This window comes from Kitasatospora sp. NPDC088548 (genome assembly GCF_044753005.1).
Taxonomy (GTDB): Bacteria; Actinomycetota; Actinomycetes; order Streptomycetales; family Streptomycetaceae; genus Kitasatospora.
The window spans coordinates 102,378-121,876 of sequence record NZ_JBIVMI010000011.1 but is presented as its reverse complement, the minus strand read 5'-3'; the positions used below and the strand labels follow the sequence as shown (position 1 = coordinate 121,876).

The window sequence follows — 19,499 nt, the reverse complement described above, 5'->3', positions numbered from 1 at the left end:
GCGCGGGCCAGGGCGGCGGCGGCGGGGCCGCGGGGGTTCGCGCAGTCCCGGCCGGGGGGCCCCCCCGGGGTGCGGCCGCCCGGGGGGGGGGGCGGGGGGGGGCCCGCCCCCCCCCCGGCCCGGCCGCTCAGTCGGTCTCCCGCGCGTGCCGCGAAAGCGCCGACGTGGCCAGCGAGTTGTGCACGCTGAACGCCACCGTCCCGGGCAGGTAGCGGTCCTGGGACCACTCCACCGGCGTCCCCGTCGGGTCGGTGGTCCGGCGCCGCTCGCGCAGCAGCGGGCTGCCGCGCCGGCAGCCGAGCAGCCGGGCGTCCTCCGCGTTGGCGGCGACGATGTCGATGGTGTGGTCGGCGTCCGTGAACAGGATGCCGTGCTCGCGCAGCACTTCGGTGTGCGAGACCACGTCGGGCGGCAGCTGGGCGACGATCTCGCCGACCCGCGGCGGGTAGACGGTCCGCTCGACCATCACCGGCGTCCCGGACAGGGTGCGCAGACGGACCGTCAGATAGACCTCGGCGCCCGGCTCCAGGCGCAGCTGCTCACGCTCGGCGGCGTCGGCGGGGCGGCGGACCAGCGAGTCCAGGATGCCGCCGGGCTCCTCGCCCATCGAGTACGCCCAGTGCGTGAAGCTGAGCAGCTCGGAGAAGCTCTGCACCCGCGCGGTGCCCAGCACCACCCGCCGGGTGCCGCGCCGGGAGGTGACCAGCCCGTCCGAGCGCAGCACGGCCAGCGCCTGGCGGACGGTGCCGCGCGAGACGCCGTACTGCTCGGCCAGCGCGCCCTCGGCGGGCAGCCGGCCGGCCTCGCCGTACGCGCCGGTGGTGATCGCCTCGCGCAGGTCGGCGGCCACCTTGCGGTAGAGGGCGCCGGCGGCGCGGTCCTCGGCCGGTGCGGCGGCGGCACGGCCACGGCCCGGCGGCGGGGCGGGCTCCGAGGCCGTCGTGAGGTCCTCGCCCGGCGCGGCCGAGCGGCCCTGGCCCGGCGCGGTTCCTGCGGCCGCGGGGCGGTCGGGCTCCAGTGCCACGTCAGTCAATGTCCCTCCTGGGGCGGTGTCCTGCGCAACCGTACCGGCGCGGACAGCCCGACCTTATCCCGCTGCGCCCTCGAAGCATCGCACTCGGCCGATCGCTCCCGGACGGCCCGATTCGACCGTTCCCGCAGCCGACCCCGGTTCCGGGCCGTCCGTTCACCTTCCCGTCACCGGGCTCCGGCGTACTTACCCCCGTCAGCGAAGTTGGCTAGTCAACTCGGCCCCGTCCGAACCGCCTCTCCGCCCGACTCCGGCCCTCGCGAAGGCCACTCTCAGGACCCCCGGGCCCCCTGAGGCCCCTCGCGAAGGCAGCCCTCGCGAACCTCCCCCTCGCGACCGGCACCCCTCGCAGTACGCCCCCGATCAGGAGACTGACCCGTGACCGTGCACCGTGCCCGCGCCGCCGCCTTCGCGGCCGTACTGACCGCCGCCGCGCTCTCCCTCACCGCCTGCGGCTCCGCCGGTTCGACCACCGCGAAGTCCGGCGACGCCGCCAAGGCCGGCACCAAGGACGCCAAGGACGCCACCTCGCTCGCCGACTTCGGCGGCATGGACGGCCTGGTCGCCGCCGCCAAGAAGGAGGGCAAGCTGCACGCCATCACGCTGCCCCGGGACTGGGCGAACTACGGCAAGCTCATGGACTCGTTCAAGGCCAAGTACGGCATCGAGATCGAGGACGAGAACCCGGACGGCTCCAGCCAGGACGAGATCAACGCGATCACCTCCCGCAAGGGCCAGGACCGCGCCCCCGACGTGGTCGACCTCGGCAGCGCCTTCGCGCTCCAGGCGGTCAAGGACGGCCTGCTCGCCCCCTACAAGGTCGCCACCTTCGACAAGGTGCCGGACACCATGAAGGACGCGAACGGCGCCGCCGTCAACGACTACGGCGGCTACGTCTCCATCGGCTGCGACGCCAAGAAGATCGCCAACTGCCCGAAGACCTTCGCCGATCTGCTCAAGCCGGAGTACAAGGGCCAGGTCGCCCTCAACGGCAACCCGACCAAGTCCGGTTCCGCCTTCGGCGGCGTCTACGCGGCCGCGCTCGCCAACGGCGGCTCGCTGGACAACATCCAGCCCGGCATCGACTTCTTCGGCAAGCTGAAGCAGTCCGGCAACTTCAACCCGGTCGAGTCCACCCCGGCGACCGTCGAGAAGGGCGAGACCCCGATCTCGATCGACTGGTCCTACCTGAACGCCGGCTACACCGACGAGTTCAAGGAGAAGGGCGTCGACTGGAAGGTCTCCGTCCCCAGCGACGGCAGCTACGCCCAGTTCTACAACCAGGGCATCAACAAGTGGGCCCCGCACCCGGCGGCCGCCCGCCTGTGGCAGGAGTACCTGTTCAGCGCCGAGGGCCAGAACCTCTTCCTCGGCGGCTACGCCACCCCGTCCACCTTCGAGGCCCTGAAGAAGGACGGCACCCTGGACACCGCGGCCGCCGCCAAGCTGCCGGCCATCGAGAAGCCGTTCACCACCTTCCCGACCCAGGACCAGATCACGGCCGCCAAGAAGGTCGTCACCGAGAACTGGACCAAGGCCATCGCGGGCTGACATACCGTCACCTCACCTCGAACGGGCTGATCCCACTCATGACCACGGCTCCCACCCCGGTGCCGACCACCCCCGCCGCCACCGTTCCCGGTGGCGGCCCGGGGGCGTCCGCCACCGACACCACCACCGCCACGACCACCACCCCCACCCCGCGCCGCGGCCCGGCGCTGCGCCTCGGCGGCGGCTCCTGGCTCGCCACCGTGCCGCTCTTCGTCTTCTTCGCGATCGGCTTCGGCCTGCCGGCCGTCGCGATCGTGATCGGCGCCTTCACCACCTCCAGCGACGCGGAGGGCGGCGGCGGCCGGTTCACCCTCGACAACGTCACCGCCTCGGTCCAGGGGGCCTACTGGACGGCGATGGTCAGCAGCCTCAAGCTGTCCGCGCTCACCGCGCTGCTCTCCACCGTGATCGGCCTGCCGATCGCCCAGGCCGTGGTGACCTCCCGGTTCACCTGGCTGCGCCAGGCGGTGCTCACCGCCTCCGGCGTCCTGGCCAACTTCGGCGGACTGCCGCTGGCCTTCGCCTTCGTCGCCACCCTCGGCAACGCCGGCGAGATCACCAAGCTGCTCCACCTCACCGACCACGGCTGGTCGCTCTACTCCTTCACCGGCCTGACCGTCGTCTACCTGTACTTCCTCGTCCCGCTCATGGTGCTCACCATCACCCCGGCCCTGGACGGCCTGCGGGTGCAGTGGCGCGAGGCGGCCCACAACAACCGGGCCACCACCGTGCAGTACTGGCGCCACGTCGCGCTGCCGATCCTGCTGCCCTCGCTGCTCGGCGGGTTCGTCCTGCTCTTCGGCAGCGCCTTCGCCGCGTACGCCACCGCCGCCGCCATGGTCGGCGCCACCGTGCCGTTGGTCAGCCGCTCGATCGCCGACGCGCTCTCCGGCAACGTCCTGGTGGGCCAGGGCAACCTCGCCCTCGCCCTCAGCCTCAACATGATCGTGGTGGCCGTCCTGGTGATGGCCGTGTACCTCCCCCTCCAGCGCCGGAGTGCCCGATGGCTCAGCTGACCTCCGCCCGCACCTCGTCCGGGCGCCCGAAGGTGCGCTGGTGGCGCGGTGCCGTCCTGCTCCTCGCGGGCGTCTACTTCGTCGTCCCGCTCGCCGCCTCCGGATACTTCTCCATCGACGACCCGAAGGGCTACTCCTTCGAGGCGTACACCGGCCTGCTGAGCGCCCCCGGCTTCCTCGACAGTCTCTGGCTGACCCTCCAGCTCGCCGTCGTCACCGTCCTGGTGCTGCTGCTCCTGCTGGTGCCCGCGCTGATCGCGGTCCGGCTCGGCGCGCCCCGGCTGCGCCCGGTGATCGACGTGCTCTGCACGCTGCCGCTGGTCGTCCCGCCGGTCGCGCTCACCGCCGGCCTGATCGGCGTGCTGCGCTGGGGCCCGGACTACCTGATGGACACGCCGTTCTTCCAGACCTTCGTGTTCATCCAGGACCCGGACTTCCCGCTGGTCCTGGTCATCGCGTACGTGCTGATGTCGCTCCCGCTCGCCTACCGGGCGCTGGACGCGGGCCTGCGCGCGGTGGACGTCCGCACCCTGGTCGAGGCCGCCCGCAACTGCGGTGCGAGCTGGCCGCGCGCGGTGTTCACCGTCGTCCTGCCGAACCTGCGCGGCGCGCTGCTGAACGCCTCCTTCCTCACCCTGGCCCTGGTGCTCGGCGAGTTCACCGCCGCCTCGATCCTCGGCTACCAGCCCTTCCCCGTGTGGATCTACTCGGTCGGCAACAGCCAGGCCCACATGTCGGTCGCGGTCTCCATCCTGAGCCTGCTGATCACCTGGCTGCTGCTGCTCCTGCTGGCCGCCGTCGGCCGCGAGCGCCGGCACAGGACCACGTCCTGACGTCCGCACCGCTCGGCCGCACCGCTCGGCCGCACCGTTCGACCTCACTGTTCGACCTCCCGACGTCCCGAGCTCCTGAACTCCACGGAGAAACGAACCCCCATGACTTCCCTCGCAGTTGAGAAGACCGCCACCGCCCCGGGCGGCGCCACCGTCGAGTTCCGCACCCTGCGCCGGGCGTTCGGCACCACCACCGCGCTGGACGGCCTGGATCTCACCGTCCGGCCGGGCGAACTCCTCGCCCTGCTCGGCCCGTCCGGCTGCGGCAAGACCACCGCGCTGCGCATCCTGGCCGGCTTCGAGCAGCACGACTCCGGCCAGGTGCTGGTGGACGGCGAGGACATCACCCGGATCCCCGCGCACCGGCGCGACGCCGGCATGGTGTTCCAGTCCTACAGTCTCTTCCCGCACCTGACCGCCGCCGACAACGTCGCCTTCGGCCTTCGGATGCGCGGCACCGGCAAGGCCGAACGGTGCGGTCGCGCCCAGGAGTTGCTGGAACTGGTCGGCCTGCCGCAGCACGCCGACCGCTACCCGCACCAGCTGTCCGGCGGCCAGCAGCAGCGCATCGCGCTCGCCCGCGCGCTCGCCCTGCAGCCGCGCGTCCTGCTGCTCGACGAGCCGCTGTCCGCGCTGGACGCCAAGGTCCGCCTCTCGCTGCGCGAGGAGATCCGGCGCCTCCAGCAGGAGTTGGGCATCACCACCCTGTTCGTCACCCACGACCAGGAGGAGGCGCTCTCGATGGCCGACCGGGTCGCCGTGCTGCGCGCGGGCCGGCTGGAGCAGTGCGCCACCCCGTCCGAGCTGTACGCCCGCCCGGCGACGGCCTTCGTGGCCGAGTTCGTCGGCACCATGAGCCGCATCCCGTGCACCCGGACGGCCGACGGCGTCGAGGTGCTCGGCCGCCGCCACGCCGTGGACGGCACCGCGCCCGCCGAGGGCGAACTGGAGGTCCTGGTCCGGCCCGAGAACGTGTCGCTGGCCCCGGCCGGGGACGGCCCGGCCCTGGTGGTCTCCGCGTCCTTCCTGGGCGCCGTCACCCGGCTGACCGTCCGCCTCGCCGACGGCACCGAGGTCAAGGCCGACCTGCCGACCGAGGCCGCCGCCACCCTGCCGATCGGCTCCCGCGCCGCGCTCACCCTGCCCGAGCGGCCGGTGCTGGTGGACCGCCGTACCGTCTGAACCGACCTGTCCGTCCCTACTGCACTGCCTCTGCCGCCTCTACTGCCTCTGCTGCTGAACCACCGAAGGTACCGCCATGCCTGAGACCCCCCTGCCCGCCGCCGTCCTCTTCGACATGGACGGCACCCTGGTCGACACCGAGCACCTCTGGTGGCAGGCCGCCGCCGAACTCGCCGAGGAACTCCAGCACCCGCTGACCGACCAGGACGCCCCCGAGGTGCTCGGCCAGGCGATCGAGCACACCGCCGCCCATCTGCACCAGGTCAGCGGCACCTCGCTCAGCGAGGCCGAACTCGCCCACCGCCTCGGCGAGTCCTTCTTCGGCAAGGTCTCCGCCGAGACCGTCCCGCGCCCCGGCGCCCTCGCGCTGCTCGCCGAACTGCGGGACGCCCGGGTGCCCACCGCGCTGGTCTCCGCCTCGCCGCGCCGGGTGGTGGAGCTCGTCCTCTCCACCATCGGCCGCGACTGGTTCGCCGTCACCCTGGCCGCCGAGGACACCGAGCGCACCAAGCCCGCGCCGGACCCGTACCTCGCTGCCGCCGACCGCCTCGGCCTGGACCCGGCGGCCTGCGTGGCCGTCGAGGACACCCCGACCGGCGTCGCCTCCGCCACGGCCGCCGGCTGCGCGGTGCTCGCCGTGCCGTCCACCGCCACGCCCATCCCCGACGGCTCCCGGGTCACCCTGCTCGACAGCCTGGTCCACGCCGACCTCGCCCTGCTCGGAAAGCTCGGCGCCCGCCCGGCCGGCTGACCACCGTGCCCTACCTCCTGCTCGCCCTCGCCATCACCAGCGAGGTCTGCGCCACCAGCTGCCTCAAGCTCACCGAGGGCTTCACCCGCCTCTGGCCCAGCCTGGGCGTGGGCATCGGCTACGCGCTCTCCTTCCTGCTGCTCGGCCGGGCCCTGAAGCACATCCCGGTCTCCGTCGCCTACGCCGTCTGGTCGGGCGCGGGCACCGCCGCGGTGGCCGGCATCGGCGTCATCGCCTTCGGCGAGTCCCTGGGCCGCCTCCAGTGGCTGGGCATCGCCCTGGTGATCGTCGGCGTCATCGTCCTCAACCTCAAGGGCGGCCACTGACCGCCGGCGTGTCGGTGCCGGGTGCGAGCATCGGGCGCATGGGAGTTCTCTTCAACTACTACACCGCCGCCGACGACCGGGCCGCCGCCGGGGCGATCGTGCGCGACGACGACGAGCCGTTCGGCACGGGGTACGACGAATTCACGGTGAAGGGGATCGACCCGATGGTCGGCCTCCTTCCCGCCGAGTCCCTCCTCACCGGCAGGCCCGAGGCGCAGCTCGCGGCCGATCCCGGGCGCAACCGGCTGGTCGCGATGCTCGAGGACGGCGAGATCGTCGCCCTGACCATCCCGGACGCGCTCCGCGACGCCCTGACCGCCGCCGACCACCACACGCTGACCGCCGCCGGCCTGGCCTGGTCCCGGTCCGACACCTTCGACATGCTCCCGGACGAGGCCCACCTCACCGAGTTCCTGGAGCAGTTGGCCGCCCTGGCCCGCCGGGCGGCGTCCCGCGGCCACCACCTCTACTGCTGGATCTGCCCGTAGCCACGCACAGCCCCTTCCACCCAGGGCCGGCCCCACCCGTGTACAGGAAGTCGACGCGTCCGACTTCCTGTACACGGACCCCTGGTCGTACGACGGTCGGTTGGGGACGTCATCCAGGTCGAACACGCTGCCGAGCTCACCGGCGGCGGGCGTCTCGACCTTCGGAACGGTGCCCAGACCCGAGTACGTCACGCACGATATCGAAGAGCCCCACCGCTTGCGGTGGGGCTCTTCGACGTTGCCGAAGGAAGCCCGTGCCCATACGCACCGAGCCCTTTATCGCCGGTGATCGCTGCAGCGTCCGGTTCACCCTGGTAAGTGACCCGTTCCGGGTGATCATCCTCCTTGCGCGTCAGGTGTCGGTCATCCCGCCGGCGAACCGCGCCCCTGCTTCGAAGTCGTCGTGGTGCACCCGCACATCCTGGATGCCGAGAGCCCACATCAGATCCGACATCCGCACCACGTACGTTCGCCCGATCTTTCGCAGCGGGCAAGGGAAGTCACCGCGCCTTGCTCGCTTGTACGCAGTGGTCAGGCCCAGGCCCAACGCATCCGCAGCAGTCCGTAGCCCGACCTCCGCGGGGAGACCGAACACTGCCGAGAAAGACACGGACTCATCACGATGACGCTTCATGAGCAGGCCCCCACATCTCGAACAAGGTGGGCTGCTCGCTCAGTGCGTGATGGTCCCCGCCATACGGTCGTCGCAGCCGGGACCGGCTGATCCGACGCACCTGACGCACATGCGCCAGAAGACCCAGGCGGTATGCCAGTGCGCCCAGACGTTCACCCTGCGCCTGTTGGACGAGAGTCCTGGACATCACGTCAACGAACACGACGCTGGCGGGCGTCCTGGTCATAGGCTGAGGCACGACCTCTTCCCGCGCCATGCCCCATCCCCCTACCGGGGTCTCCTTCGGACCGCGTCGTCCGGTCTGCCACCCGGTGGTGAACACCGCGCCCATCAGGTGTTGCTCGATGTCCGCCGGAGCCTCTCTCTTGATAGCCCGTGCGCCTTCCAACACTCCTTGCAGCAGTGCGGAGCCGACATCGGCCCGCTCGGCTCCCGTCTGCCGGGCGATCGAGTACGCCACTCCACGCAGTCGAGGCGCGAGCAGCCACACGGCAATCAGCGTCCAGCTCCGTTCACCCCCGACCTCGGCCTCCTCGCGCAGGTGGCGCGCGATATGACGCCAAGCGGCAGTTCGTTCCGGGTGGCCTGATTCGCCACTGCGGGCCTGGGACCGGAGGTCGTCCAGCGAAATGGGTCCTCCGCTCCCACATAGGGCCGCAGACCCACACAACAGCACCGTGTCGGCGTACTGCTCCTCAACGGATCTGCAAATACGCGCGAAGACATCGGGGGTCTGCGGCGCACTCACCACTTGCCTCCTTCCCGATCCGCACCGGGACCGTCCTGCCCCACGCCCCCACGACCCGGCCATGTGGGCTCATCGGCTTCAAACACCAGGCCCTCAGACGTAGCCTGCGAACCACCGGCACGCGGCGGCTGCGCCCCTTCGGACTGGTAGTAGGTGTCCGAAGGTCGCAAGTAAGCACGCTGCCCGTCCACAGGCCGTCCGTTCCGGTCCGTACCCTGCTCTAGGCTTCCGTGGTTGTCGGCCGCGTAGTTCACGGCGCCTCCGTCGCTGGAGATGCGCGGCCCAGGTACTTTTCGCGCGCCTGGTAGAGGTGACCGCTCCCCGTGTGGACCGGCCCCTGGGGCTCGCTGACGAAGGTTCCGGAGAGGTCTCCGTTGAGGTTCCCGATCCCGCCGCGCTGACGGTGCTTGATCCCCCTGGCCCTCACCCCGGCGCCTCCGGCCCCGTCTGCGCCCTCCTCCAACGGGGCCGAGGCGGACTGATACCCGTTGCTCCGCGCGGCAGCTGCGAGTTCGGGCAACAACTTCACGAGGTCGTCGGCCAGTCCCATCAGGTCGGCACCCGCGTTGCGGTGGTTGATCCTGCGGTACTGGCAGTCGGCGAGACCTCCGATCTCCGCAGGAAGGTCCTCATGCCGAAGCCGCTTCACTCCCCCGACCAGCAGGGGGATGACGACGGCTCCGGTTTCGAGCGCCTCGGAGATCTCCCGCCGGGTCCAGTCTTCCTTGTCCTCCAGGAGGCTCTGCCCGCCGGAGCCCCCGACCTCCAGCCAGCGGGGGCCAATCACAGCCAGCAGAACACTGCTGCGCCGGACGGCGGCGAGCAGTTCCTGGGGAAAGCAGCTCCCCGGCCCGATGGACTTGCTCGCCCGGAAGACGTTCTCATTACCGAACACCCGCGACAGCTCCCTGTCCACGAGTGTGGCGGTTGCCTCCTCGTCGTTGGTCCGGTAATTCACAAAGATCAAATGCATGCAGGATTCCGTCCTGTGTGATGCGCTCAGTCTGGTGAACAGTGCCTCGCGGGCCTCCGGCATCCAAATTACGGGCGCCATTCTGCCCGCATGATGCATACAGGATCACCGTCGGGCAACATTTGCTTCCGGCCCGGCGAACAGACATAAGGCGATATCCAGTCCACGCCACGGCGACGGGAAATCGGTAGTCAGTTGGCGCCGTTCAGGGCATTGACCAGTGCAGGACGAAGCTCGCGCACCGCCGGGCTTCCCCGGAACCGTGACCATTCACAGCCCAGCCGACACACGTCCGTTCGCACGGTAGCGGAGGGCATGACGCTCATGAAAGCCAGCAGATCCCGAGCTGTTTCGCAGGAGTTCTCGACCTCGCCCGACGCCGCCAGCACCAAGGCATGTCGAAGTCCGTACCGCGTTCGGGTATTCAGAGCGTGCGGCGCGATGCGCCGACACTCCCGTTCCAGCACGTCGGCTGCCTGCCGGGGTCGGCCCAGGTCGTACAGACACCACCCCGTCACCATGGAAACGGGGTCCACCAACTGCGTTGTGCCGAGAACCAGGTTGTCCTGCGTGCTCCCCTCTACAGCCAGGAGATCACGTGCCTGGTCCAGCGCTCGCCCGCAAGCCCTCTCGTCGCCAGCGAGCGCATGCCCCTGAGCCTCCCGCTGGGCTGCCAGACCCCTGATCCGGGGAGGTGCGCCGCTGTGCTGTGCCTGCTGCGCAAGTGCGATGGTCCGGGCTGCGTTTCCGTTGTAGTACGAGACGAGCGCGCGACGCACCAGCACGTAGTCCGCCAGGTGTTCGTCGCCACCGGCGCGAGCCAGTTCAACCGCCTCGGCGGTGGCGTTCAGCGCCCCAGCCTCATCACCGTCCTCCTGAGCCACCCACCCGATGTACTCGGCGAAACGGGAGGCCGTAACGAGCAGACCGGCCCGCGAGGGACCAGTGGTACGGGAAGCCAGCGCGATCACGGTCGATGCCTGTGAGCGGAGTACGGGCAGCATCGCGGAGGGTGCCAGGCTCTGCCCCAACTGCTTCATCCGGTGCAGCTGGTCCTGGTGAAGAGCGCCCGGAGGTAGCTCGCCATCACTGACGCGATCAGCCCGTTCCCCCTCCGCAAGACGAGCCGCGAGCAACGAGCCGACCCCTGTAGCGATCACTTGCCGACGCGCCGGCTTCGACTTTTTCGCTGCGGATTCCACCTCGGCTGAGAACGTCCACCGCAATCGTCCTCCGGCGTCGAAATAAGCATCGCAGCACTGGACCAGATTCATGGTGGGAGAAACGGCTCCCCGCTCGATCTTCGAGAGGTCTGCTCTGCCGCAGCTCGTGACATCGGCCAACTGCTGAAGCGTCATACCCGCGCCCTCACGCAACCGACGCAGCTCCGGACCGAAACGTAACGAGATGTCCATGAACCTGCCTCTCCCCATTGCCCTGATAGGCCGCCGGATCACCCTTAGGCCACCTCTGCTGAAGATTCTGGCACGGCCGGACGCTGTTCTGCCGAGTAGAGCGATGTTTCATGTTTCCTCCTTCTTCACGGTTGGGCGGAACCGTCGCGCGCATACGCGTCCATACCCCTGTCGTCTGCGGGCACCGACCGTTCGACCTGCGGGAACCCGTTGAGGTCGCGACGGCGTAGCGGCACTCTCGGAGGGCGGGGCACCACTCCGCATCCGCCGGGGCCCGCGAATTACCTCTGCCGACTGCACAGACCGACTATCGTGACGACGAACCAACCAGGGGGACACGTGTTGTCAGAAGCCTTACGCGCGATCGCGGCAGATGCGGGTTTTGCCATCATCGATACAGCAGGCACCGATCTCTGGCCGCCTTTTCGGTACCAGGTGGCCTCCTGGCTCGCCCAGGACGGCGGGCAGGCCGAACGGTCGGAGCTGGCCCGCCTGGCAGAAACCGCTGCTGCTCTGCGGGCAGCCGGCGACGCGGAAGCCCGGAGCATCGCCGCCCGCCACGCAGTAGTCTGGCAGGACCGCTTCATCGCCCTGCTGGAGCAGCTCGGTACCGCTGAGCGCGATCCGGCGGCAGCGCGTCTGCAGCGTCTCGTACGTGATCACTCCACCGGAAACACCGGAGCCACCACTGGCCCCGGCGTCATCACCGGTCAGAACGTACGCATCCAGGCCGACCGCAGTTCGCTCGCCGCAGGCATGGTGAACGGGGACGTGCACATCGGTTTCCCTCCCATCCCGGATCCGTCACGGGGCTGAGCGGACCGGGTAATTCAGTCCCAATCCACACGAATCATGCTGATCATCGCGTTCGTCCCCCCACCACAGCCGGGGCTGCGGCAGCTGGCCCGTCAGGCACCGTACAGGCATCCGACCACAGCGTTGCTGTGGGCTCCTGGACCCAGTACGTTTTCGTCGGACCACACCAGGCCGAAGAGAACGCTTCTCCCTGTCCGGACACCACCGACGCCGATCGGCGAGCTGTTCACGCGGCGCAACGGCGCTTCCTGCGGCGCGCCGACCGGGTGCGACCACCGTTCGGTCTGGCCGTCCGCTCCCATGCGCAAGAACTGTTCGGACGTCTGGTCGCAGTGGACGGGCCGACAACCATCGTGTGTGAGGGTCCCGCGGGCATGGGGAAGTCGACGGTGGCGGGAGAGGTCATCACCATGGCGGAAGACCGGGGGTGGCCCGTCCTGCCCTTCCGGATGGACGAGGTGGAGGCGGACGACCGGACTGCCGAAGCCGTGGGACGGCGGCTGGGGCTCCCCGCTTCTCCCGCCACGCTGATCGCCCGGGTAGCGAAGGGCGCTCCGGCACTGCTCGTCGTGGACCAGCTAGATGCGGCGAGCAGCTACAGCGGCCGGATCCCCGATGTCTTCGAGGCTGTGGACGACATGCTGGAGGCGCTGGCCGCCTCGCCGAACATCAGGGTCGTCCTGGTAGCCCGGACCATCGATGTCGAGAAGGACCCGCGCCTGACGAGCCTGGTCGGCAAGGAGGGAACGGCTGAGCGGTTCCGGCTGGGACTTCTCGACGACCAGGCCGTGAGTAACGTCCTTGAAGCGGGCGGTACATCTTCGCAGGTACTCGGCAGGGACACCCTGGATCTCCTTCGCACCCCCCTGCACCTCGCGGTCTTCAGCAGACTTTCGAAGAGGGCACGGACGACGCCGTACCGGAGCCTGCAAGAGCTCTACGCCCAGTACACGGACGAGTCCCGCCGCGAGGTCGAACGGTCACTCCCCGCTGATGCCTGGCCGGACATCACCCGTCAGTTGGTCGACGAGATGAGCCGACGCGAGACCGTCACTGTCCCGTATGCGCTTCTGGACCGGTTCGCCAGGACCGACCTGGCCGTGCTCGTCTCGGCGGGGGTCCTGCTCCATGCGGACAACGACCGCATCGGGTTCTTCCACGAGACGTACTTCGACTACCTCTTCGCCAGGTCCTTCGTCCAGTCCGGTAAGGATCTCCACGACTTCCTCGCGGCGAGCGGTCAGGCCCTGTTCCGTCGGGCCCAGACCCGGCAGGTGCTGGAGCATCTACGTGATACGGACCGGGCGGAGTTCAGACGCACGGTCGTCCGCCTGCTCACGTCGGACCTGGTCCGGCCTCATCTGCGGTTCGTCGTCCTCGCCGTACTCGAACAACTCGATGCCACGAGCGAGGACTGGGCAGCCCTGGACCCTCTCGCGTGGGACGAGGGAGTCACCGCAGGCAAGCTACGCGTTCTGCTGGCCCTGCCCGCATGGTTCGATGCGGCCGACACCGGGAGGTGGGAACAGTGGCTCGCCACCCCCCGATTGGTCCCTCTGGTCTTCCCGCAACTGACATGGTGCACCCCGCATCATCCCGCGCGCGTGCTGGAACTCGTCGCGCCGTACTCGGACGCCGACGAATCGTGGCGTCAGCGACTCCTCGGCTGGGTCTGCACGTGGCCTTCGGTGTTCTCCATGGACCTGGTCCGCACGCTCATCGACCGCGGTGACTTCGACAGCGGGCACGCCGGGGCCTCCGACACCGGCGCTGACTTCTGGTATCTGTTCGAACAACTCGCCGAACAGGAGGCGGCCTCCGCGACCCGCCTGCTGGGATCCTTCCTCGCGCGGGGGCTCCAACGGGCCGTGGCAGCCGGGCACGGTGATCCGTTCGATTCCGGTCATCTCTCCATGACCGGAGGCTCCCATGTGGGCACCCTTGTCTCCGAAACGGCCGCGGCGGCCCCCGAAGAAACACTCGAACACGTTCTGCCGTTCGTGATCGCCGTCGCAGAGGCGAGCCACGCGGCCCATGCGGACAGGGACACGGTGCGCCCCCGGTGGTCCTTTCCCCCCTCCCCGTTCGATCCTGACTTCGATGAAGCCCTGTACACGGCGGCGCATGACACCCTGCGCACACTGGCTCAACAGGATCCCTCCTCTGTCACAGAAGCCATGGGAGTCCTGGCGGCAAGTGGCGGGCGGGCCCTGGCCTTGCTCACCTGTCGGACCTATACCGTGTGGAACCAACCGGACGAAGCGCTCGCGTGGCTGATGGCGGACCCCGGACGCTTGCACCTCGACTGGCGGGACAGCGCGTGCTGGGCCTCGCGTGAACTCATCGCCGGGGCGACGCGGGATTGCCGGGACGACACCTTGAGCCGGCTCGTCCGGCTGCTTCTCCGCCACTACCCGAGCTGGGAGCGTCGCCCCGAGCACCGCCACATGTTCGGGCGCACGCAGTACGTGCTCCTCGGAGCAGTCGACGAGAGACGCCGAAGCCCGGAGGTGGCGAGACGTCTCGGCGAGTTGGAACGCAAGTTCGCGCGGTATCCCCCAGTTGGGCCGCGCCATGTGGAGGCCCACTGGGTCGGCCCCCCGATCGCCTCGTCCGCCGGCGAACACATGACGGATGCTCATTGGCTGAGCGCACTGAGAAAGTACACCGAGGAAGGCGTCGACTGGAGCAGGGGCCGCCCGAAGGGCGGAGCCCGCGAACTGGCCTCTCTGCTGGGGTCTCTGGCCAGTCGCCAGCCGGAGCGATTCGTCCGGCTGGGCTTCACATTCGACGAAAGCATCCCGCCTCCTGCGTTCACCGCCCTGATCAACGGGGTCGCCGGAAAGGTGCAGGTCAGCAACCTGTTGGACCTCTGCGCCCATGCCCGCCACCTCGTTGGAGAGCACGTAGGCCGGGCCGTTTGCGGAGCGATCCTCACCGCAGCGCCGCACGCCGCGACGCACCTTGCCACGATCCGTCTGCTGAACAGCTGTGCCAACGATCCCCATCCCGCTTCTGAATCGGCGCGGACCGAGTCGCACCCAGGGCAGTACTACTACGGCGGGGACCTCCTGACAGCGGGAATGAACTCCACACGGGGGGAGGCTGCCCTCGCCATCGGTGCCCTCCTCAGGGCAGCAGACGCCCCTGTAAAAGATCTCCTCCCATTGCTCGACCGGCTTGCTCGGGACCCGGTCATGGCCGTTCGGGTGTGCGCCGCGGAGCCGGTGACCGCGCTCCTACGCCTTGCTCCGAGGGAAGCGCTGGATCTCGCAGAATGCCTCTTCACCGGAGTCCCGGTGGACGTCCACGATGCCCTCACCACCCACGAGCTGCTCACCTGGGTCCTCCTTCACGACACCGAGCGCTTCGCACCGGAACTGATCCGGGCGCTCGAAGGCCCCGCAGAAGCAGCACGACACGCCGGAGCGACTTGGTCCGTTCTGGCTATGCAGGGACGCCTGATTCCCTGCCTGCCCATAGGACCTGACGCACTGACCTCGGCGGCACGTCAGGGGGCCGCCGAGATGGCTGCCAGCGATCCCGTTCATGGCGCACCGCTGCTCCGAGGCATGTTCCATGACAGTGACACGGCGGTGCGTGAAGCGGCAGCACGCTCCATGCGCGCCGTGGCCGAGTTGCCACCGGAGGTCGCGGACGACCTCATCGGTTCCTTCCTCTCCAGCCCCGCCTTCTCCGAGCACCCCGAAGCCCTGGCTCAGTCACTTTCCCGGTCGACACTGCGCCTGCCCTCCCGGGGACTCGAAGCGTGTCAGGCACTGGCAGCGGTTTCGGAAGAGGGCAGCAGGGAGGGCCGACGCGGGTACGCTCTGATTCAGCGGTACCTGATCGAGACGGTGCTGCGTCTGTACCGGCAGGGGGATCCTGCGATCCGGACCCAGTGCCTCGGCATCATCGATGGCCTCTACCGCGTGGACGCACACGGACTGAACGACGCTCTTTCCGGAGAGCGCTGAACCCTCGTGACGTCACGATCGGCCGCGTGGGGAGCCGCTCGACCGCTTCAGCCGGGCCAGGCTGGTGAAACGCACCTCGGACGCCGCCGACCGCCGCAGCTTTGTCGCGCGTCAGCGGCCAGGCCGGCCCCCTGCCGCACGCCTGATGTTCCCGGACCGGAACGGTCCCCGACGGGGAGTTCCGCCAGCAGTACGAACACCTGTACCGGCCGTCACGCGGGCGGCGGAGCGACCACCAGCGACGAGGACGACAGCGCCCGCTTCGTTCAGCTAAAACGACCACCCCAGCATGTGTCAGCAGATCGGTGACCATCTTGCTGGTCCGTACTCCTCCTCGGTTGAGTAGCCAGCACCACCCGTCTCAAGAGCACTGCGCCAGATCCCCGTGTACCGGAACGGGAGAACTGGAACGGTGCCCACGCGACAAGGTCCGCCGAGCCGTTCGACTACGGCTCGGCGGACCGGGTGGCTCTCGTGCCCGGGCTCGCTCAGCGGCCGGTCAGCAGGCCCGGCAGTTCGGCGATCGAGGCGAGGACGTGGGTCGCGCCGTCCGCCCGCAGGCGGGCCTCGTCGTGGGCGCCGGTCAGGACGCCGGCGACGACGGAGGCGCCCGCGCGGGTGCCGGTCAGCATGTCGTAGCCGGTGTCCCCGGCCACCGCGACCTGGCGGACGGAGTCCGTGGCCGTGCGCAGCAGGGCGGTGAGGGCGAGGTCGGGGTACGGGCGGCCGCGGCCGGCCTCGGCGGGGCAGAGGGTGAGGTCGGCGACGGACTGCCAGCCGAGGGCGGTCAGGATGCGGTCCTGGGTGGCCCGGGAGAAGCCGGTGGTGAGGACCACCTTCCGGCCCTGGCCGCGGAGTTCGGCGATCGCCTCGGCCGCGCCCGGCAGTGCGGCGCAGTGGCCCGCGTCGACCAGGTCGTGGTAGGCGGCCTCGAAGGCCGCGTTGGCCCGTTGGGCCTTGTCCTCCGCGCCGAACAGGTGGCGGAAGACGGAGATCTTGGACTCGCCCATGGTGGCCCGGACGTGCTCCAGCATGCGGGCGTGCTCGGGGCTGCCGGCCTCGACGCCGAGCGAGCCGGCGGCGGCCTGGAAGGCCTGCTCGACCAGGCCGTCGTCGGCGACGGTGGTGCCGGCCATGTCGAGCACGACCAGGCGGATGTCAAGCGACATGTTCGGTTCCTCCTACAGGTTGGCGAGGTCGGCGGTGGTCTCGGCGATGGCGGGCGAGCAGGTCATGCCGCGGCCGCCCGGGCCGGTGACCAGCCAGACGCCGTCGCGGACCCGTTCACGGTGGACGACCCGGGTGGTGTCCACGCACTGCGCGTACACCCCGGCCCAGCGGCGGCGCACCCGGGGCAGCGGGCGGCCGAGCAACTCCTCGGCCACGCCCACCAGGTGGTCGTACGGGTCCTCGACCACGTCGAAGCCGAACGGCTGGTCGTACTCGTGGGTGTCTCCGATGGTGAGGCCCCCGTCGCGGCGCTGGACCATCAGCAGCTGCATCCTGTGTTCGGCGGCGACCGACGGCTGCGGCTGGACGGCCTTCAGCCGCTCCAGCGCGGCGCCCGCGAAGGCGGGGTAGTAGCGGAAGCTGTCGCCGTCGGCGACCGAGGTGGTCAGCGTCTCGCCCAGCGGGTCGGTCTGCATCATCTGCAACCGCACCTTGCGGACGGGCAGTCGGGGCGCCAGCTCGCGGACCAGGCCGCCCAGCCAGGCGCCGGTGCAGAGGACGACCAGGTCGCCGGTGTGCACGTCGCCGTGGTCGTCGCGGACGGCGTTCTCGCCGATCACCTCGCGGACCTCGCGCCCGGACAGGAAGGTGTAGCGGCCGCTGGCCAGCAGGGCGGCGCGCAGGGCGGGTTGGGCGGTGCGGGGTTCGACGGCGGCATCCCGTTCGCATGCCAGCGCGCCGAGCAGCCTGCCACGCAGCGCCGGGTTCTGCGCCCTCGTCTCGTCGGCGTCGAGCAGCCGGTAGCCGCGCGCCTCGGCGTCGGGGAGGGTCAACGCTTCTTCCGCGACGGCGAGTTCGGCCTCGGTGCGGATCGCGGTGAGCGATCCGTTGGCCCGGAAGCCGAGGTCGGGCACCCGGGCGCCGATCCGCTCCCACAGCTCGCGGGCGCGCAGCGCGGTGTCCAGTTCCTCGCCCTCCGCCCGGCCGCTGACCCAGACCAGGCCGAAGTTGCGCACGGAGGCGCCGCGCGCCTCGGCCTCGCGCTCCAGGTGGACGACCTCGTGGCCGCGTTCGACGGCCTGCCAGGCGTGCATGGTGCCGAGCACGCCCGCTCCTACGACGATGACTCTCATGCGGCCAGACTGGTGCGGCGAGGTGTCCGAGGGGAGTCCGAGCAGCGGCGCCGAGGTGAACCGGCCGAAAAGTTGTACAGACAACCCATGGCCGGTGCGCCGGGTGACACCGCGGCGGCCCGCGATGTCACCCACGGCCCGCCCGGTCAGGCGGCCCGGACCGGGTCGGTGCCGAGCCACCAGGCCGGGGCGGCGGTGCCGTCCGTGGTGCGGCCGTCCGCGTGCACGTAGTGCCGCACATCGCGGCCGGGCTCGCGCAGTTCACCGTCGAGGGCGCGCTCCAGCCACTCCGCACCGAAGCGGAACACCTCGGCGGCGGTGCCGCCCAACGGGTGGAACTCGTTCTCGTAGACCCGCATCTCCTTGGGCGCGCGGATCCGGTCGTAGGTCGCCATCGCCTGCTCCAGCCGGGTCAGTTCGTCGAACTCGCCGATGCCCACGAGGACCGGACAGGTGATGTCCGCGACGAGGTCGCCGAGCGGCATCCGGGAGGCGAGCTCGCGGTCGAATGCCTCCTCGTCCTCATAGCCGGCCATGAACATGTAGTTGTTCTTGAAGGTCGGCTGCGCCCGGTTGAAGATCGTCTCGAAGTCGCCGCTGACGCCCTCGAAGCCGGCCAGCGCGGCCAGTCGCGGGTCGGTGGCCGCCGCCCGCATCCCCCAGTAGCCGCTCATGCTGATGCCGAACATGCCGATCCGCCGCGGGTCCACCTCGGGCAGGTCGGCCAGGTAGTCGATGTAACGGCCGATGGCACGCTCGTAGTTGGTGAGGTCGACGGTGAGCCCACCGGCCCGGGACTCGCCCTGGCCGGGCCCCTCGATCGAGAGCGCGACCACACCGCGGGAGGTGTAGTAGCGCTCCGCGGCGTAGATGTAGTCCTCCTTGATCATGTCCATCCCCGGGCCGAGGATGACCGCCGGCGCGTCCTCGACGGCCCCGGCCGGCAGGTGGAGCAGGGCGTGGATGTGCGAGCCCTCGAAGTCCAGCACCACCCGGCGCACCCGGCGGCCGCGCAGCTCGCCGAGCCGCGCCACGCAGTGGCTGGTCCGCTCCCGGAACGCCCGCTTGCGCGGGTCGGCGGCGTCGAAGACGGAGTACTGCGCCCGGCCCCACATCACGGCGGCACGCAGGTAGAGGTCGGCGGCGGTGCGGTCGTAGCCGCCGGCCTCGTGGTGGGCGGCCCGCTCCTCGGCCTGGCCGGCCACGGTGGCCCACGCCTTGGGCAGCATGGCGCCGCTCCGGACGAGGGCGAAGACCTTGTCGAAGTCGGTGTGGTCGTGGCCGAGCTGTTCCATCGTGCCCTTGGCCTGCGGGTGCAGGGCGTCGAAGCCGCCCTGCGCGAGGGCGATGTCCAGGGCCCAGCTCTGTCCGGTCGATCGCATGGTCATGGGAGGTACGCTCCGTTCGGCGCAATTACATAAGTACTTAATCATTAAGTGCTTACACTTGCCGTGCT

At 70.1% G+C, this 19,499-nt stretch carries 16 protein-coding genes; 9 read left to right on the top strand and 7 right to left on the bottom strand.

What is annotated here, in order from left to right:
• Positions 1 to 127: 127 nt before the first annotated feature.
• On the bottom strand, positions 128 to 850 hold the full coding sequence (locus ACIP82_RS16600) for a GntR family transcriptional regulator (protein ID WP_400654048.1): 723 nt from the start codon (positions 848 to 850) through the stop codon (positions 128 to 130).
• Positions 851 to 1,408: 558 nt separating this feature from the next.
• Between ACIP82_RS16600 and ACIP82_RS16595 the strand changes: the two genes are divergently transcribed.
• The 7 genes from ACIP82_RS16595 (at position 1,409) to ACIP82_RS16565 (ending at position 7,177) form a co-directional block, all read left to right on the top strand.
• Positions 1,409 to 2,581 (top strand): ABC transporter substrate-binding protein, encoded by a 1,173-nt coding sequence (locus tag ACIP82_RS16595; RefSeq protein WP_363615229.1) that lies wholly within the window; start codon positions 1,409 to 1,411, stop codon positions 2,579 to 2,581.
• A 38-nt stretch (positions 2,582 to 2,619) separates the two neighbouring features.
• Positions 2,620 to 3,597, top strand: coding sequence for an ABC transporter permease (locus ACIP82_RS16590; protein WP_400653917.1), 978 nt, complete (start codon positions 2,620 to 2,622; stop codon positions 3,595 to 3,597).
• Positions 3,585 to 4,430, top strand: a complete 846-nt coding sequence (locus ACIP82_RS16585) for an ABC transporter permease subunit (RefSeq protein ID WP_363615233.1) — start codon at positions 3,585 to 3,587, stop codon at positions 4,428 to 4,430. The genes ACIP82_RS16590 and ACIP82_RS16585 overlap by 13 nt, the downstream gene beginning before the upstream one ends.
• Positions 4,431 to 4,532: 102 nt before the next feature.
• Positions 4,533 to 5,612 carry an ABC transporter ATP-binding protein gene (locus ACIP82_RS16580; RefSeq protein WP_400653915.1) on the top strand — a complete coding sequence of 360 codons (1,080 nt, stop codon included), beginning with the start codon at positions 4,533 to 4,535 and terminating at the stop codon, positions 5,610 to 5,612.
• Positions 5,613 to 5,688: 76 nt separating this feature from the next.
• Positions 5,689 to 6,363: an HAD family phosphatase gene (locus ACIP82_RS16575; protein ID WP_363615237.1), complete on the top strand. Its 675-nt coding sequence runs from the start codon at positions 5,689 to 5,691 to the stop codon at positions 6,361 to 6,363.
• Positions 6,364 to 6,368: 5 nt separating this feature from the next.
• Complete coding sequence (locus ACIP82_RS16570) at positions 6,369 to 6,689, top strand: multidrug efflux SMR transporter (RefSeq protein WP_363615239.1); 321 nt, start codon at positions 6,369 to 6,371, stop codon at positions 6,687 to 6,689.
• Positions 6,690 to 6,727: 38 nt separating this feature from the next.
• Complete coding sequence (locus tag ACIP82_RS16565; protein WP_400653912.1) at positions 6,728 to 7,177, top strand: hypothetical protein; 450 nt, start codon at positions 6,728 to 6,730, stop codon at positions 7,175 to 7,177.
• A gap of 617 nt (positions 7,178 to 7,794) precedes the next feature.
• Here ACIP82_RS16565 and ACIP82_RS16560 read toward each other — a convergent pair.
• From ACIP82_RS16560 to ACIP82_RS16550, 3 genes are all read right to left on the bottom strand, one after another.
• The gene (locus ACIP82_RS16560; RefSeq protein ID WP_400653910.1) at positions 7,795 to 8,559 is read right to left on the bottom strand and encodes a hypothetical protein; all 765 of its coding nucleotides are present in this window, start codon (positions 8,557 to 8,559) and stop codon (positions 7,795 to 7,797) included.
• Between the two features lie 250 nt (positions 8,560 to 8,809).
• The gene (locus ACIP82_RS16555) at positions 8,810 to 9,517 is read right to left on the bottom strand and encodes a TIR domain-containing protein (protein WP_400654046.1); all 708 of its coding nucleotides are present in this window, start codon (positions 9,515 to 9,517) and stop codon (positions 8,810 to 8,812) included.
• A 206-nt stretch (positions 9,518 to 9,723) separates the two neighbouring features.
• Positions 9,724 to 10,947 carry a helix-turn-helix domain-containing protein gene (locus tag ACIP82_RS16550; protein WP_400653908.1) on the bottom strand — a complete coding sequence of 408 codons (1,224 nt, stop codon included), beginning with the start codon at positions 10,945 to 10,947 and terminating at the stop codon, positions 9,724 to 9,726.
• 312 nt (positions 10,948 to 11,259) lie between these two features.
• Between ACIP82_RS16550 and ACIP82_RS16545 the strand changes: the two genes are divergently transcribed.
• Positions 11,260 to 11,763 (top strand): hypothetical protein, encoded by a 504-nt coding sequence (locus tag ACIP82_RS16545; protein WP_400653906.1) that lies wholly within the window; start codon positions 11,260 to 11,262, stop codon positions 11,761 to 11,763.
• 128 nt (positions 11,764 to 11,891) lie between these two features.
• Complete coding sequence (locus tag ACIP82_RS16540; protein WP_400653904.1) at positions 11,892 to 15,740, top strand: hypothetical protein; 3,849 nt, start codon at positions 11,892 to 11,894, stop codon at positions 15,738 to 15,740.
• 488 nt (positions 15,741 to 16,228) lie between these two features.
• On the opposite strand, the gene ACIP82_RS16535 is transcribed toward ACIP82_RS16540, so the two are convergent.
• The 3 genes from ACIP82_RS16535 to ACIP82_RS16525 form a co-directional block, all read right to left on the bottom strand.
• Complete coding sequence (locus tag ACIP82_RS16535) at positions 16,229 to 16,909, bottom strand: phosphonatase-like hydrolase (protein ID WP_363613557.1); 681 nt, start codon at positions 16,907 to 16,909, stop codon at positions 16,229 to 16,231.
• Between the two features lie 12 nt (positions 16,910 to 16,921).
• Complete coding sequence (locus ACIP82_RS16530) at positions 16,922 to 18,043, bottom strand: TIGR03364 family FAD-dependent oxidoreductase (protein ID WP_400653901.1); 1,122 nt, start codon at positions 18,041 to 18,043, stop codon at positions 16,922 to 16,924.
• 146 nt (positions 18,044 to 18,189) lie between these two features.
• Positions 18,190 to 19,431 carry an alpha/beta hydrolase gene (locus tag ACIP82_RS16525; RefSeq protein WP_400653899.1) on the bottom strand — a complete coding sequence of 414 codons (1,242 nt, stop codon included), beginning with the start codon at positions 19,429 to 19,431 and terminating at the stop codon, positions 18,190 to 18,192.
• Between the last annotated feature and the right edge of the window lie 68 nt (positions 19,432 to 19,499).